General features: G+C 60.7%; 9 protein-coding genes. 1 reads left to right on the forward strand and 8 read right to left on the reverse strand.

The features are described 5' to 3' along the window. Window positions 1-313 precede the first annotated feature (313 nt). Window positions 314-3,517 carry a PKD domain-containing protein gene (locus ABD937_RS21060; RefSeq protein ID WP_345257934.1) on the reverse strand — a complete coding sequence of 1,068 codons (3,204 nt, stop codon included), beginning with the start codon at window positions 3,515-3,517 and terminating at the stop codon, window positions 314-316. Between the two features lie 240 nt (window positions 3,518-3,757). Further along, window positions 3,758-4,357, reverse strand: a complete 600-nt coding sequence (locus ABD937_RS21065) for a hydrolase (protein WP_345257935.1) — start codon at window positions 4,355-4,357, stop codon at window positions 3,758-3,760. Between the two features lie 134 nt (window positions 4,358-4,491). Between ABD937_RS21065 and ABD937_RS21070 the strand changes: the two genes are divergently transcribed. Next, on the forward strand, window positions 4,492-4,836 hold the full coding sequence (locus tag ABD937_RS21070) for an HNH endonuclease (protein ID WP_345257936.1): 345 nt from the start codon (window positions 4,492-4,494) through the stop codon (window positions 4,834-4,836). Between the two features lie 335 nt (window positions 4,837-5,171). On the opposite strand, the gene ABD937_RS21075 is transcribed toward ABD937_RS21070, so the two are convergent. The 6 genes from ABD937_RS21075 to ABD937_RS21100 all read right to left on the reverse strand — a co-directional run bounded on the left by ABD937_RS21075 (window position 5,172) and on the right by ABD937_RS21100 (window position 15,795). Then, entirely contained in the window at window positions 5,172-6,380 is a 1,209-nt protein-coding gene (locus tag ABD937_RS21075) for a SusE domain-containing protein (protein ID WP_345257937.1), read from the reverse strand. A gap of 20 nt (window positions 6,381-6,400) precedes the next feature. Continuing rightward, complete coding sequence (locus ABD937_RS21080) at window positions 6,401-7,258, reverse strand: SusE domain-containing protein (RefSeq protein WP_345257938.1); 858 nt, start codon at window positions 7,256-7,258, stop codon at window positions 6,401-6,403. Between the two features lie 28 nt (window positions 7,259-7,286). Continuing rightward, window positions 7,287-8,873 (reverse strand): RagB/SusD family nutrient uptake outer membrane protein, encoded by a 1,587-nt coding sequence (locus tag ABD937_RS21085; RefSeq protein WP_345257939.1) that lies wholly within the window; start codon window positions 8,871-8,873, stop codon window positions 7,287-7,289. A 21-nt stretch (window positions 8,874-8,894) separates the two neighbouring features. Beyond that, the gene (locus tag ABD937_RS21090; protein ID WP_345257940.1) at window positions 8,895-11,969 is read right to left on the reverse strand and encodes a SusC/RagA family TonB-linked outer membrane protein; all 3,075 of its coding nucleotides are present in this window, start codon (window positions 11,967-11,969) and stop codon (window positions 8,895-8,897) included. Between the two features lie 208 nt (window positions 11,970-12,177). Next, window positions 12,178-12,912, reverse strand: coding sequence for an NUDIX hydrolase (locus ABD937_RS21095; protein ID WP_345257941.1), 735 nt, complete (start codon window positions 12,910-12,912; stop codon window positions 12,178-12,180). A gap of 3 nt (window positions 12,913-12,915) precedes the next feature. Continuing rightward, entirely contained in the window at window positions 12,916-15,795 is a 2,880-nt protein-coding gene (locus tag ABD937_RS21100) for an alpha-amylase family glycosyl hydrolase (RefSeq protein ID WP_345257942.1), read from the reverse strand. Window positions 15,796-15,901 lie beyond the last annotated feature (106 nt).

Genomic DNA, 15,901 nt, shown 5'->3' on the forward strand with positions numbered 1-15,901 from the left:
CCAAAAAAACGGATGTGTATTTTAGCGGCGACCTTTGCAACTCATTGAAAAACAATAAAATTTTTGACGCGTTTTTAAAAACCTTCACATCCTCCCCTATGCCGCGCCTCCCGGCGGCCCGGGCTAATCCCTTTCCGAAACCCACAGCTGAAGCCATGGGCTGGTACACCTCGAACACCCAGGGCTGCTCTCTTCGCTGTGCCCGGGATGACAAACGTGGGCTGCCAGCTCCCTGAGCTACAAACTTCCCCAACGAAAAAGGCCGCCCCTGCGGGCGGCCTTGCTTGTTTGGTTGCGACGAGGACAGCTATCGTTATTGCTTGAAGAAGTGCTTTGTAATGTACTGGTTCGGCGACTGCACCACGAAGGTGTAGTAACCGGTAGGCAGCGTGCTCACGCCGTAATCCCAGTTGTTGATGCCGGACCAGGCATAGCGCGTTCCCTGGCGCACCACGAGGCCGCTGGCGTTTACGATCCGCACGGTCACCTGCTGGGCATAGAGCGAGTAGAACACCGCGTGCAGCGTCGTGCTCACCGGGTTGGGCATCAGCACCAGCGTGGTCTGACCGGGCGCCTGGATCGTGACGGAGCGGCAGAGGCGGGCTTCGCAGCCGCGGGCCGTGCGCACCGTAAGGCAGGCATAGTAGGTACCGCCGTTCACATAGGCATGCACCGGGTTCTGCACATTGGCCGAGGTGCCGTCGCCGAAGGTCCAACGCCAGGATACTACCGTATCGCCGGGCATCAGCAGCGCCCCGCCTTCGAAGCGTACGGTACGCGGCGCCACGAGCGAGTCGCGGATGGTAGCCGTGCAGCTGAGGATCGGCTGCACCTGGATGTAGCGGCAGGTCTGGGCGGCACAGCCGTTTTCGTACTCGATGCGGAGACATGCCTGGTAGTTGCCATACTGCGTATAGCGGTGGGGCACCACGAGCGAGGCAACGGTAACCGGGTTGGGCAGCTGCACCGTCGTATCCGTGCCATCGCCGAAGAACCAGCGCAGGCGCACGGGGCGGCGGGTGCTCTGGGGCAGGGCGCGGAACTCGCGGAGGAGCGGCGTCGCTGTTTGCGTGGGCAGCACGGTATAGCCCGCAAAGCAGGTCGTATCGTTGGCCGGGGGCGGCGGGGTCGGCATCAGGGTCACCGTGTGGCAGGTGGTGCTCACGCAGCCGCCGTCGTACGTGATGGTGACGCAGACCGTATACGTGCCGTATTGGGCGTAGGTATGCGGTGCGCGGTATGGCTCCGGTGTGGTGGCGCTGTAGTTGATGCAGGTATCGCGGCCATCGCCGAAGGCCCAGCACACCTTTGTCACATGCTTGCTGTTGTTGTGCCAGGGCACGGCGGTGAACTGGCGGGTGAGCGGCGCCCCGGGCATGGAAGTGGTGAAGAAGGAGGCACGGCACGAATCGGCCGCCGGCGGCGGGATGGTCACCGTGTGGCAGGACTGGCTCACACATCCGCCCTGATACGTGAGGGTCACGCAGGCGTTATAGGTACCGGCACCGGGATAGATGTGCGGAATGATGGCGCCGTTGTAGCCGTTCGGGTACTGCACGCAGGTGTCGCGGCCATCGCCGAACGTGTAGCATACCTGCGTCACCGGCTTCTGGCGGTTGTGCCAGGGCAGCGCGCCGAAGTTCACCACGCGGCCGCGCGGGTTGGCAGCGGAAATGCTCCAGTGGAAGTCGGCGCGGCACGAGTCGGGCACGTTTACTGTAGAGTCGGTGATGGTTACGAGGCGGCAGCGCTGGGCCTGGCAGCCACCGTCGTACATGGTCGTCAGGCACACGTTATACGTACCGGCAGCCGCGTAGGTATGTCCGTAGTTATACTGTCCGGGCACCAGGTTGCTCGAGAAGGTCGATACAGACCCGTCGCCCCAGTTCCACAGCAGCTGCGTGGCCGGGCGGTTGTTGTTGTGCGCCGCCTGGAACGCGAACTGGCGGTGCAGCGGTCCGGCGCCTGCCGGGCGGATGTTGCTGTGGTCGGTGGCGCAGGAGTCTGCAGCGCCCTGGATCGTGACTACGCGGCAGAACGTGCTCACGCAGCCGCCCTGGTAAGTGATCGTAACACAGGCATTGTAGTTCCCGTTCTGGTTGTAGGTATGCGGTATCGCTGCGCCGTTGTAGCCGTTGGGGTAGTTGATGCAGGTGTCGCGGCCGTCGCCGAAGGTCCAGCAGACCTTGGTCACGGGCTTTTGGCCGTTGTGCCAGGGCAGCGCGGTAAAGTTGCGGCCGCGCGGGTTGCCGGCCATCGCCGTCGTGCCGAAGTCGGCGCGGCAGGAGTCTGTGGGCCCGGGTGCCGGCAGCTGCACGGTGCGGCACATGGTGGTCTGGCAGCCGCCCTCGTAGGTTACGGTAACGCAGATATTATAGGTGCCGTTCTGGTTGTATACATGCGTGGCCTGTAGTGCGGGCGGCGTGGAGGTGTTCGAGGAGTCGCACTGCACCGGGCTGTTATCACCCCACGACCAACACACCTTGCGCACCGGCTTCTGGAAGTTGTGCCAGGGCTGGGCGCTGGCCGTGAGCGTGTAGGGCGCGGTATTGCCGGGGCCTTGCTGCACGGTGAGGTTCACGCGGCAGGAGTCGGCCGGCGGCGGCGGCGGTGCGATCACTACCTGGCGGCAGTTCGTGCTCACGCAGCCACCTTCATAGGTGACGGTGACGCAGGCATTGTAGGTGCCGTAGCCGGGGTACGTGTGGTTGATGGTATTGCCCTGGTAGCCGTTGGGATACAGGATACAGGTGTCGCGGCCATCGCCGAAGCTGTAGCAGACCTTGTTGGCGATCTTGCCGCGGCTGTGCCAGGTAGAAGCGTAAAAGAGCTGGGCAAGCGGATTGCTGACCAGGGGGGCGTTGAACAGGACCGACCGGCAGGAGTCGGGCAGGCCGGCAGTGGAGTCAACTACGGTCAGCGTACGGCATACCTGCTTCTGGCAGCCGCCCTCGTAGGTCATCGTCAGGCAGGCATTGTAGGTACCGGGCTGCGCATACGTATGGGTGGTGCTCCAGTTGCCGAACACCTGCGGCATGCAGGGCACCGAGGTGCCGTCGCCGAAGTTCCAGCAGGCGCTCACGAGCTGCCGGTTGTTGCTGCTCCAGGGCTGCTCCAGGAAGCGGCGCTGCAGGGGCGCATCGCCGCTGAAGCGGGTCACCTGGAAGTTGCCGCCGCAGGAGTCGGGCCCGACCACCACGAGCCGGCACGTGGCCGCCGTTTGCGCAATGGTGTCCTGCGTCACCGGGGAAATACTGTAGATGCGCAGGCACACCGAATAGGTGCCCGGCGACGTGTAGCTATGGTTGACGCTGTGCGTGGCCGCTGTGGTGGCCATCGTGCCGTCGCCGAAGAACCAGTAGGCACGCTTCGAATTGGAGTCGTTGACGTGCGAGGTGTTGTGGAAGAAGAAATTGTTGTTGGTGCTGTAAGGGGTAAAGGCGGCGCTGTCGCCGGATTGGGCCCGAACGCCGAGCACGGCGAGCAGGCACAGGAAAAGCAGGTAGCATTGCTTCATACGAGGATAGTTTAGGTAGGTGTTTCCCGGAGGTGGGTCGGCACCATTGACCGGCCCCTGAACCCGCAGTTTAACGCCGCTGAAAATAAAAAAAGGGCATTCCGGGAACGGCCGACGATGGCTAGAATACAGGTACGACGGGGATTTACAGAGGGTTGGGTGCCGGGCCAGCTATTTTTTCGGCAAGCAGGAAAAAGCCCCCCGGGCGCACCGGGGGGCTTGGAGAAATCCAGGCCGGGATCAGGAGATCGCGGGCTGCTTTTCGAGGATAAAGGCAATGATGTCCTCCAGCGGCGTATCGATCCGCGAAAGTGCATCCTGGATATCGTCGCGGCTGACCTGGGCGGCAAAGGAGGGCGTCTTCAGCTTCTTGAGCACGCTCTTCACGTCCATGCCTTCATACCGCGTAGGGCGTACCAGCGCGGCGGCATGGATGAACCCGGAAAGCTCGTCGAAGGCATAGATCATCTTGTCCATCCTTGACACCGGCTCTACACCGAAGTACTTCGGCCCGTGCGACGCGATGCAGCGGAGGATGGCAGGATCTACCTGCCGCTGCTCGAGCTCTTCGATGATGACGCGGCAATGCTGGTCGGGGTATTTTTCCCAGTCGGCATCGTGAAGCAGTCCCGCCAGCCACCATTGGTAGGCCTCGGCTTCCGGAAGGCCCTCGCGCTCCAGCGCCCAGGCGCGCATCACGCCCCCCACCTGCTTCATATGCAGCTGCAGGCGCTCGTTGGGCACCCACTCCTGCAACAGGGCGAGGGCTTCATCGGGAGGGAGCACGTTGCCGGCATTCCGGGGGTCGCCGAATTCGGTACGGTTTAAGTTCAGGTTCATGGAAAAGCGTTCTGTGTTTTAGGTTTTGGATTCGGAAGTTAGGGAGCGGCGGCGAGATCCGTAAAAATGCGGTGCGCTGCCCCGGCGCGCCGCGGTCTTTCGAAAACGGAAAACCCGGAACTTAGAACTCCGAAATGGACAACAAGCATTGCTGTTATTGCGGGCGCGCCTTCAGCCACCACGTGCTGCCCACCATCGATCACCTCATTCCGCAGTCGAAGGGCGGGGCGAAGACGTGGGCCAACAAGCGCTACTGCTGCCGTGCCTGCAATACGCAGAAGAAAGCGCTGATGCCGCACGACTTCCTCGTGTACCTGCAGGGCGAATACGACCGCGCCGGAAAGGCCGCCACCGCCCGGAACCTCCTCGAGAAGATCGGGCACACAAAGCAGGTGGTCCAGTACGTGAACGAGGCCGGCCCGGCAGTCTTCCGCACCGAGGCCGATTACCTATGGTTCAAACGCCGCTACCTGAAGTGATCTCAGATCGGTGATGTGGGATCTGAGATCTTTCTCCAGGTTGGCCATTCATCATCATGTCACCAGATCTTCTTCCCAACACAAAAAAGGACATAGCCGGTGTAGGAAAGCCAGCACCAAAAACAGATCTAAGATCTCAGATCTCGGATCTATGATCTATGATCTTTCTCCCGGTTGGCCATGCATCATTGATGCACCAGACCTTCTCTTCAACAAAGGAAAATGACGCAGCTCGTCCAGGAAAGCCAGCACCAAAAACAGATCTCAGATCCGAGATCCCCTGATACAAGAAAAGGCTCCCATGGGGAGCCTTTTCTTGTATCAGGAAGTACGTGTTACTGGATCGTAAAGCGGCCCGAAGCACCTGAGCCCGGCGTAACCGGCGCGGCCAGGTTGAGGCGGATCGTGTAAGTACCCGTCGTAGCAGGAGCCTTGAAGTTGGCATCGAAGGTACCCGGTGTTCCGGCGCCTTTGTAGCCGAACTGGCCACCAGCCGAGATGCCGGCAACCGAGTTATCGGCGAGGGCATACTTCTGGTCCCAGCTGCCCGCGACCGGCAGGATCAGGAATTCCTGGCCGCCCTGCAGGGTGGTGGTGAGCACATACTCCGAAGAGCTGATGCGGGTAAAGGTCTGGCTGGCAGGAGGCGTGGCGGAGTTGGCCCAGCCGTCGCCGGTAGCGGCACCCGTAACATAGAAATTGGGGGTCAGCATGCCGCTCCAGGGAGTAATGGTATAACGGCCCATCTGGAAGTCCAGCTCGATCCGGTAGAGGCCGGTAGCGGCGGGTGCCTTGAAGTTGGCGTCGAATGTATTCGGCGTGCCGGGACCCTTGTAGCCAAAGGTGCCTGTGCTCCCTACGTTCGGAACGTTGTTGTCCGACATCGCGTACTTCTTGTCCCAGTTGCCGGCCTCGGGGAGGATCAGGAACTCCTGACCGCCGTTGAGCCGGAAGATGCCCGCCCAGGTGGTGGCGTTGATCTTCACGAACTTCTGCAGGCGCTGTGCCGGGTTGTTGTTGGTCCAGCCCACCTCGGTAGCCGCACCCACGATCACGAGGCTGTCGGATGCAGGCACCGCAACGCGGGGAGGGATGAGGTAGGGACGCAGCGTCATGGCGATCACGTTGGACGTGAGTCGGTCATTGTTGTTGGCGTGCGAGGAGATGAGGCGGGCCTGCATCGATACAGGCACGTTGAAGGCGTAGCCGCGGCCCAGCATCCAGTTGTTCAGGTCCTTGGCGATGATCGAGGTGGTGTTGGCACCGATCAGCTCACGCGTAAAGGGGTTCGAGAAGTTCTTTCCTGCGGAGTCGATCTGGAGGATGTACTTCGTGTTGGAGTTGATCTGGTACTGCGGGTCCGTCCACTTGAAGGTGACCACAGCATTGTTGGAGTCGGCCGCAGTCGGCGCGATGGTGACGTTGTTGACGCTCAGCTGGGGCGCGGTACCATCGGCATAGTTGGTCAGATCCTGCTTCTTATCGCAGCTCACGACCGCCAGTGCCAGGAGCACGAAAGCGAAGAGTTGGGAAATGCGTTTCATGGGAATTTCTTTTTATCGGTTTAGACAGGTGTTACGGTAAAGGTACCGAGCTGGAAGTCCACCTCGATCTTGTAGTTGCCACTGGCGGCAGGCGCTTTGATGTCGTTGCCACCGCGGCGGAACGTATCACCGCTCGTGTTGTTGGCATTGCCGCCACCGGTGAAGCCGTACTTGTCACCCCAGTCGCCGTAGGTCGGCACGAAGAGCATCGACTGGCCGCCATTCAGCTGGATGCTGTTGATGACGTACTTGGTGGGGCTCACCTGCGTGAATCTCTGGCCGGCATTGACGGCGCTCGCTTCCGGGTCGCCACCGCTCATCCAGCTAAGGGGAGCAGCAGATCCGGTCAGGAACAGCTTACCGCTCGCCGGGGGCGCCACCGCGGGCGGCGTCGAGAACGGCGTCAGTGTGTAGGTAAGCGTGTTGGACACCTGCATGGCGGCTTCGTTGCCGATGTAGGCCATTACGCGGATCTCCAGCTTGTGCGGGATCTCCGGCACGAGGCGCATACCGGTAAGCATGAGCGTGTTGAGCTCTTCCTGCGTGAACGAGCGCGACGTGCCACCCGTAACCAGGAAGGTCTGCTTGCGGCTCCATTTGAAGTTGTTGCCCACCGTGTCGATCTCGATCCGGTAGCTCACCGACTGCGAGCTGAGGCCCGTGTTGAAGCGGTAGTTCGGGTTGGTCCAGTTGAGCGTAAGCGCCGTTTGTGCACGATCGGCGTAGGCCATCGGGACGGTGGCGTTGTTGGGCAGGGAGCCCGTCAGGGCCACCGGCTGAACGCTTTCGAGCACCACCCGGTTTTCCTGCTTCTTGCAGGACCACAGTACCGACAGCAGGAGCGCGGACAGTACCAGGAGGAATGACTTATTTTTCATATAAGCGAAATTAGTTATTTGTACGAAATTAATAACCGGAGTTTTGGGTCAGGTTCGGATTGGCCGAACGCACCTGCTGGGGAACCGGGAAGAGGTTGAACTTGGCATCTACCGCGGTACCTGCCTGCGAGCCGCCTTTCCACTGCCACAGGTAGGTGGAGGTGGTCAGCTGGTTGTAGCGCACGAGGTCGGTGCGGCGATGGCCTTCCCAGTACAGTTCGCGGCCACGCTCGTCGAGCACGGTCTGCAGGTTGATCGAAGCCAGCTGGCCCTGGGCAGTGGTGCCGAAGGCGCGCTCGCGGATCTTGTTCACATACTGGAGCGCCGTGGCGTTGTCGCCGCCGGTGCCGCCGCGCAGCACGGCCTCAGCATAGATCAGGTACATCTCGGCAAGGCGGAACACGGGGAAGTCGATGTCGGCGAAATCCTTGCGGGGGTCGGAGACCGGGCCACCGTCGGTGCGGACGTTGCGGAACTTGCGCACCTTGATGCCCTGGGCATACTGGCCCACGTCGCTGATGGTGCCGGCGCCGAGGTCATAGAACAGCGCGCGCTTGTCGGTATTGCCGGTAGGATCGGCGAAGAGGTTCACCAACTGCTGCGTAGTGCGGTAGCCGTACCAGCCGCCGTTGATGTTGTACTCCGTAAGCGCATTGTCGCCGGCGGGTGCATGCACCAGGAAGGTGGTGTTGCCGTACGACTGTGTGCGGAGGCCGTCGCAGTTGATGGCAAAGATGAATTCGTCCTTCTGCTTGTCGTTGTCGGCCATGAACAGGCTCGGGTAGTTGGGGCGAAGCGTGTAGCCGGCGTTGATCACCTTGGTAGCATAGGTGATGGCGTCGGTGAAGCGGTTCGTACCGGTGTACACACCTGCGTTGAGGTAGAGGCGTGCCAGGAGGGCCCAGGCGGCGCCGCGGTCAACGCGGCCGTACTCGGCCGTCTTGGCGGTCGGCAGCTCGGTCTCCAGTGCCTTCAGCTCGCTCTCCACGTAGGTGAAGAGGGCCTGGCGGGTCGTTTCCTGGGGCAGGTCGTTCACGCGGCTGTTCTCCGTGATGAAGGTCGACTTGCCGAATACGTCGATCATGCAGGAGTAGTTGAAGGCGCGGAGCCAGCGCACCTCGGCGCGGCTGGCGCGGATGGCGTCGGCGTCGGTGCCGGTGATGCCGCGCGCGGAGAGCTTGTCGTCGGTCGACTCACGCAGGTACTCGTTGGCGAGGGCCACGTTGTACACAAGGCGCGAGTAAAGACCGTACAGGAACGGGTCGTTGGGGGTCCAGCGCAGGAAGTGGTAGTCCTTGATGGTCTGGTCGTCCCAGCTTACGATGGCTTCGTCGGTCGGCAGCTCCTGCACGTTGAACCAGCCGCGGATGAAGGGCGACTGCGAGCCTTCGTCGAGGCCGAGGATGTCGGAGGCACCGGCGGGGCCTACGTTGCCGGTGGTGGCGAGGCCCGCATAGTTCTTCGCCAGGAAGGCACGGTAGCCGGTGGCGTCCTTAAGGGCGTCCTGTGCCAGGAACTGGTTTTCCGGGCGGACGTCCAGCTTCTTCGCGCACGACGTCACCAGAACGGCGGTCGCCAGCGCGAGGAAAAGATGATAAAACTTGATCTGTTTCATGTAGAATAAGTTGTTCGTTGATTAGAAATCCAAGTTTACGCCGAGGGTATACACGCGCGGGCGGGGGTAGATCGTTCCGGCGCGGCCAAAGTCGTCAGCGATCTCGGGATCCAGGCCTTTGTAGTTCGTGATCACGGCTACGTTCTGGATGGAGGCGTTGATGCGCATGCCTACTTTGCTGCGGAACACGCGGCCCAGGTCGTAACCGAGGTTGATATTATCTATACGAAGGAACGAGGCATTCTGGATGAAGTAATCGGAAAGGAACTGGAAGTTCGAGTTGTTGCGGAAGCCGGTCTCGAGGTACGAGGGCGAACCGTTGGACGTGATCTGGGTCGGGTTCTTGAACTGCGAGAGGATGCCGGCGCCGGCGTCGTACTGGTTGAACACGTAGTTGCCCAGGGAGCCGTGAGCGGCCATGCCTACCGTGAACTTCTTGTAGCTCACCGAGGTGCTGAAGCCGACGTTCAGCTTCGGATCGGCCTGCTTGTGGTAGTAGCGGTCGTCGAGGTTCACCTGTCCGTCGCGGTTCAGGTCCTCATATACGCCCTCGAGCGGCTTACCGTTCTGGTCGTACACCTGCTTGAGCACATAGAACTCGCTCGGGTTGCTGCCTACGATCCACTGCGACACGAAGTTACCGGTAGCGATGCCGATACCGCCACGGGGGAGGCCCGTGAAGTTCGGATCGTTGTAATCAAGCAGCTGGGTGATCTTCCGCTTGTTGTAGCTGAAGTTCACGTTCAGGTCCCAGTTGAAGTCTTTGGTGCGCACCGGAACCGTGTTCAGCGCTACTTCGAAGCCCTCCATATCCATGGCGGCTACGTTCTTCGTGGCCTCGTTGGTGAAGTTGGCGCCCGGCGCGATGGGCACGGAAGCCAGCATGTCGAAGCCCTTACGCTTATAAACGTCTACGGAGCCAGCGATGCGGTTGTTGAGGAAGCCGAAGTCGAGGCCGAGGTTGGTGGTCTGCGTGGTTTCCCAGCGCAGGTCTTCTACGTAGCCTTCCGGACGCAGCACCTGCACGAACTGACCGCCGAACTGGTACATGGCCGACTGGTTGCCCTGCGTGTAGCGCTTGATGTAAGAATAGTAGTTCAGGTTGGCCTGGTTACCGGTCTCACCCCAGCTGGCGCGGAGCTTCAGGTCGGAGATGAAGTTAACGTTCTTGAAGAATTCCTGCTTCAGTTTCCAGGCTACCGATACGGCAGGGAAGTAGCCCACGCGGCCGTCGGGGTTCAGCTTGGAGGAGGCGTCGCGGCGCATCACACCCTGGATCAGGTATTTGTCGTTGATGTTGAAGTTGACGCGGCCGATGTACGACTCGAGGCGGTACAGGTCGGTGTAGCGTACGTCTTCAGCCCTCGGCTTGGAGTTGGCGATGGTATCGCGCAGGTTATAGATCTCGGAACCCGGGGTACGGGGATCCGCGATCGGACGATAGCTGAACGAGGGGAAGTTGTACACGTCGGTCGAGAACTCCTGGAAGGTATGGCCCACCATCACGTCGAATTTCGTGCGGATGGACTTGAACTCCTTCTGGTAGAACAGCTGGAAGTCGGTCAGGAAGTTGTTCTGACCCTGCTTGTAGTTGCTGCGGGAGCCGCCGCCGAGGAGGCCGGCTGCCGACATGGAGTCGCGGTTGTTGTTGCCCGAGCCACGGCTCCAGTCGCCACCCACGTTCGCAAGGAGATGGAGGTCGGGGAGGAAGTGCAGCTTGTAATCGAGCTGGAGGTTACCGATGAAGCGGTTCACCGTCGACTTGTTGTCGATCGTGTTGATCAGCGACACCGGGTTGAGCGGGGCGAGCGCGCGCGGCGAGAAGGCGCCTACGATCGGGGCCCAGGCGGCGTCGCTCGGCTGCGTCCACTCCCAGTAGCCACCCATGCGGGTGAACTTGGCGTCGCCGGAGAGTACGGGCTGCGTGGGATCGAAGAAGACGGCGTTGCCGATGGCACCCTGGTCGGAGAAATTATTCTTCGTGTTGGAGAACTTGGCGTTCAGGTTCACCGAGAGGTGGTCGTTGAGCAGCTTCGGCGACAGGTTGAGGGCCGTGGAGATACGCTCGAAGCTGTTGTTCTTCAGCACACCCTCCTGGTGGGTGAAGCCACCGGAAAGGCGGAAGGGCAGCACATTGGCGATGGTGCCGCTGGCGCCGAGCGTATTGTCGGTACCGAAGGCTTCGCGGTAGATCTCTTTCTGCCAGTTGGTGTTGGCGGTGCCGAGCTTCTTGAAGTAGGTGGAGTCGCCCGTGGCTTCCATATCGCGGCGGATCACGTCGCGCACCTGGTCGCCGCTCAGTACGGGAGCGTACTTGGTCAGCGACTGCACGGAGGCCTGCGTGTTGAAGGTGAACTTCACCTTGCCGCGGGTACCTTTCTTGGTGGTGATGATCAGCACACCGTTGGAGGCGCGCGAACCGTAAAGGGCCGTTGCGGAGGCGTCCTTCAGTACGGAGATCGACTCGATGTCGTTCGGGTTGATGGTGTTCAGGATGTTCTGGGAGCCGGCCACGCCGCCTTCCAGCACCGGAACGCCGTCGATCACCACGAGCGGGTCGTTGCTGCCGTTGAGGGAGGAACCACCGCGGATGCGGATGCGGCTGCCGGTACCGGCGGCGCCGCCGCCGGTGGTCACCTGCAGGCCGGCCACCTTACCTACGAGCAGCTGCTCGGCGGAAGGCTGGAAGCCTTTCTGGAAGTCCTTCGCCGTCACCTGCGTCACCGAGGAGGTCAGGTCGCCGCGGCGGCGGGTACCGTACGCAACGACGACCACCTCGTTCAGGTTGCCGGCTGCGGCAGCGAGGTTCAGGTTGATGGAAGAACGGCCGTTCAGTACTTCCTCGCGGCTCGTGAAGCCGACGGAGGAGAACACGAGGGTCGTGGCATTGGCGGGAACGGTGAGGGTATACTGACCGTTCTCGTTCGTGGACGTGGCTACATTCTGGCCTTTCACCGTCACGGTGACACCCGCCAGACCGGCCCCGTTGGGGTCCGTCACCCTACCGGTGACCTGGGTCTGAGCGAACGCAGCGACATGGAAAAGCACCAGTAATACAGGCAGGGCCAATTTTCTGATGAAGTTTCTGCAGTTCATAAGCAAAGAGTAGACTAATTATTAAAAGTTGTAGTAACCGGTTTGACAGCAATCGTTATCGAAAATTCAGCAATCGTTCTCTTGGGTTCGCAATCGTCAGGGGCGCAGTCAATGTGTATTCGGGACACAATTTTAGCCCTTATTTGATTATTAACAAATTTTTCGGCCTGAATCCTTCCTTTTTTGACCAAAATCCTCGGGCTCCTTCTTAGACAACCAGTTTCTGCATTCGCTGCTTGTCGCTCATGCGGTATTCGCGGCGCAGCTGCGTCCGGAGCTTATAGAGCTTGCCCGGGCGGTGCGGCACGTCTTCCTCCATCTCGTTCAGATCCACCAGCCAGTTCTTGAGCGTGATGCGCTTGCGGAAGTTCCGGCGGTCCAACTCGATGCCGAGGATCGCCTCGTACAGGTCCTGCAGCTGGCGCAGCGAGAACTTCTCCTGGAGCAGGTTGAATACGATGGGCTCCTCCATCACCTGCTGCCGGAGGCGCGCCAGGCAGGTATCCAGTATCAGCTTATGGTCGAAGGCCAGGTTCTTGATATCGTTCACTGCGTGCCAGTGCACCTCGTGCTCGGTGATCTGCAGCTCGTGGTGCTGCACGTCGATCAGCGAGTAATAGGCCGTCGTCACAACACGCCCCGAAGGGTGACGGTTCAGTCCGCCGAAGGTGTGCACCTGCTCCAGGTACACGTCCTTGAGGCCGGTGCGGTCGATCAGGACCCGGTAGGGCGCCTCGTCGAGGTCCTCACTCGGGCGCACCAGGTCGCCCAGCAGCGAGTACATCCCGCGGAACTCCTCGAGGTCCGACTCGATGAGCAGCACCTTCAGTTGCTTGTCTTCATACCCGAAGATCACGCAGTCGACCGAGAGGCCTATGTTGAAGTACTCACTGTGTGTGGCCTTCTCTATTTCAGCATTCTTTAGCAGCAATCGTTTGGGCATAGGTTATTGAAGGATGAGGGGTAAGACGCGCATTCCGCCCTTGGCCGCGATCCGCAGGTAGTAGGTACCTGCCGGGATACCGGGGCGGTCGAGCGTAATGAGCTGGCGGCCGCGCGGCAGGAACGACTGGCGCAGCGAGCGCACCACCTGGCCTGCGCCGTTCACGAGCTCGAAGCTCGTTTGGGCGGCGGCCGGCAGGAAGAGGTCCACCACAAACTGGCCCTTTGCCGGGTTCGGGTACACGCCGGCGTCGAGGCGGCTGCCGTCGGTCACGAGGTTGCTCACGGGCGTGGTGCCCACGTTGTTGACGTTGCGGTTTACATAGATGCGGTACTCGCCGGGCAGCAGGTTGATGGTCTGCGGGTTGCCGGTGGCGGTGAACGTGGTGTTATTGAGGTAGTCGTACCAGGTGCCGGCGTTCTGGAAGGTCACCGTGCCGCTCTGGGCCACCACGTCGAAGTTGCCCACCACCGTGATGTTGGAGGTGTCGGTGGTGATCTGGAACCAGCGGAAGTTGCCGGTAAGCGGGCCGAACACGCGGTTGCTGGTGAAGTTGGCGCGGAACCAGGGATGCGACCGAAGCTTGATGACCTTGGCCCACACGTCATAGATATTGCGGCGCTCGGCAACCGTGTTGTAATCCCAGCGAACGGGCTTTGCATCCGTGCGGCAGCTCGAGTTGATGGTTCCGTTTGCGCAATAGTTAATGGAATAGTCGTAACCGAGCTCGCCAAACTGCCAGAACATCTTCGGACCCGGCTGGATGAACAGGAAGGCACCGATAAGTTCCATCCGCTTGAGGGCGGTGTTCAGGTTGCGCACATTGTAATTCGCCTGCGAGTTGTTGCCGAAGTTGAGCATCTCGTACATGAGGCGCTCCTCGTCATGGCTCTCGGCGTAGGTCATCAGGTGGGGTTGGTTCCAGCCGCGGGCCGTAAAGAGACCCCAGTCGAGGTTGGCGTCGTTGTTGGCAAAGCCGAGGGCGGAATTCTTGTACTGCGTGTGCAGGTTGCCCCAGAACAGGTGGCCGTAGTTGGCCAGCACCGTCTCCTCGCTGTTGGCGGCGAAGTGCTCCAGGATGGAGTAAGCGCCGGGAGCCACGCGGTTCAGCGTATCATAGTAGGCTTTCCAGATGTCGATGCGGCTCTGGTCGTAATTGCTCCAGGAACCTACGTCGTTCGTCTGGTTCTGCGTAAAACCTTTCGAAAGGTCGAAGCGGAAGCCGTCGATGCGGTATTCGTTGGTCCAATACTGCATGACGCGCGAGGTGAAGTAGCGGGTATCGGGGCTCTGGTGGTTGAAGTCGTAACCCACGCCAAAGGGATGGCGGTCGGTCTGGTTGAACCAGGGATTGTTGGCGGCGGGGCGGTTGTTGCTGGGGTCCCAGTACAGCTGCACCATCGGCGACAGGCCGAAAGAATGGTTCAGGGCGATGTCCATGATGATGGCGATGCCGTTGGCATGGCAGGAGTCGATAAAGCGCTTCAGCGTTTCGGGGCGGCCGTAGTATTTGTCGGGAGCAAAGTAGAAATCCGGGTTGTAGCCCCAGCTCAGGTTGCCTTCAAACTCGTTGAAGGGCATGATTTCAATGGCGTTGATGCCCAGGTTCTTGAAGTAGCTCAGGGTATCGGTCAGCTTGTCCCAGTTGGGGTTGGCCAGGAAGTCGCGCACCAGCAGCTCGTAGGCCACCAGCGTGCGTTTGTCGGGGCGGCTGTAGCTGTTGGAGTTCCAGGTGTAGGTGGGCGCCGCGGTCTGCAGCACGCCTACGATGCCGGTGGTCTTGCCAGTGGGGTAGGGCTTCAGGCCGGGGTAGGTAGTGGCGGAGATGAACTGGTCGTTCCACGGATCGAGGATCATGGTGCTGTACGGATCCGCGATGCGGATCGTGTCGTCGACCTTATACTGGAAGGCGTACTGGGTGCCCGCGGTGAGGCCCGTGAGGTTGAGCCAGAAGAACTTGCCGTCGGGCGTCCTGTTCATCACGTAGTTCAGGTCTTCCGTCCAGTTGTTGAAGTCGCCGATCACGGTCGCCTTCGTTTTGTTGGGGGCGCGGAGCACGAGGGTGGCCGTGGTGTTGGAAGTGTAGTTGACACCGTCCACAACGCCGGCGGGCAGGGCCGCTACGGGCGAAGAGGCGGGGCCTACGAAGATCTTGATGGTATCGTATACCGAAGTAGTGCCGTTGTTGGCTTCCGAAACGATGGTCTGGACGCCGAAGCCGGCCACGGTGCTGTTGCCGCTCAGCGTGGTGACGCCGGTGGCCGCCGCGATCTGGGTGCCGTTGTGGTACAGCTTCATGCTGGAAGCCGTGCTGGCGGAGCCTTTCACGTTGAAGGCGGTGCCGACGCTCCAGTTCTGCGTCTCGGCGGTCATCGTGTAGTTCGGCATGCGGAACGGCTCGTCCACGCGCGTTTGGAAGGAGCCGGTGGGATACACCGGGATGTACATGTCGCCGCCGTCGGTGTTGCGCTGCACGCGGGAGCCGGCGCCGTTGCGGAACAGGATGGCGATCTTCTGGATCGTTTCGGAGGCGTTGGTGATGCCGAAGAAGGTGCGGAGGGAGCCGGTGATGGTATACTGCCACTTGTTGGCGCTCACGTAGGGCGCGTTGGCGGCGGCGTTGGTGGTGCCCCAGGTGAACTTGGTGTACTTCCAGTCGGAGGGGCTGGTGCTCGCGCTGGTGATAACGCCGATGTGCACGTACACGTCGCTGTTGGGTGTGTAGTTGAGCAGGCCCTGGTTGCCTTTGGTAGCATCCACCGTGATCACCAGGCTCTGGCTGTTGTCATTTTCCCGGGGGAAGGGCGGGTTCCAGGAAAGCAGTTGAGCCTGGGCGCCGGCTACCGTGAGCAGCGCGAAAACAGCAAGCAGCAGTCGTTTCATAGCAAGTATTATGGGGATAAAGGTACATTATGTACCTCTAACACATTAAGAAATGGTGAAAATTTTTTATGTGGGGCAACCGGAAAGCCGCTTTGTGTAAGGGATC

This window comes from Flaviaestuariibacter amylovorans (assembly GCF_039541815.1).
In the GTDB taxonomy this organism is placed as follows: domain Bacteria; phylum Bacteroidota; class Bacteroidia; order Chitinophagales; family Chitinophagaceae; genus Flavisolibacter; species Flavisolibacter amylovorans.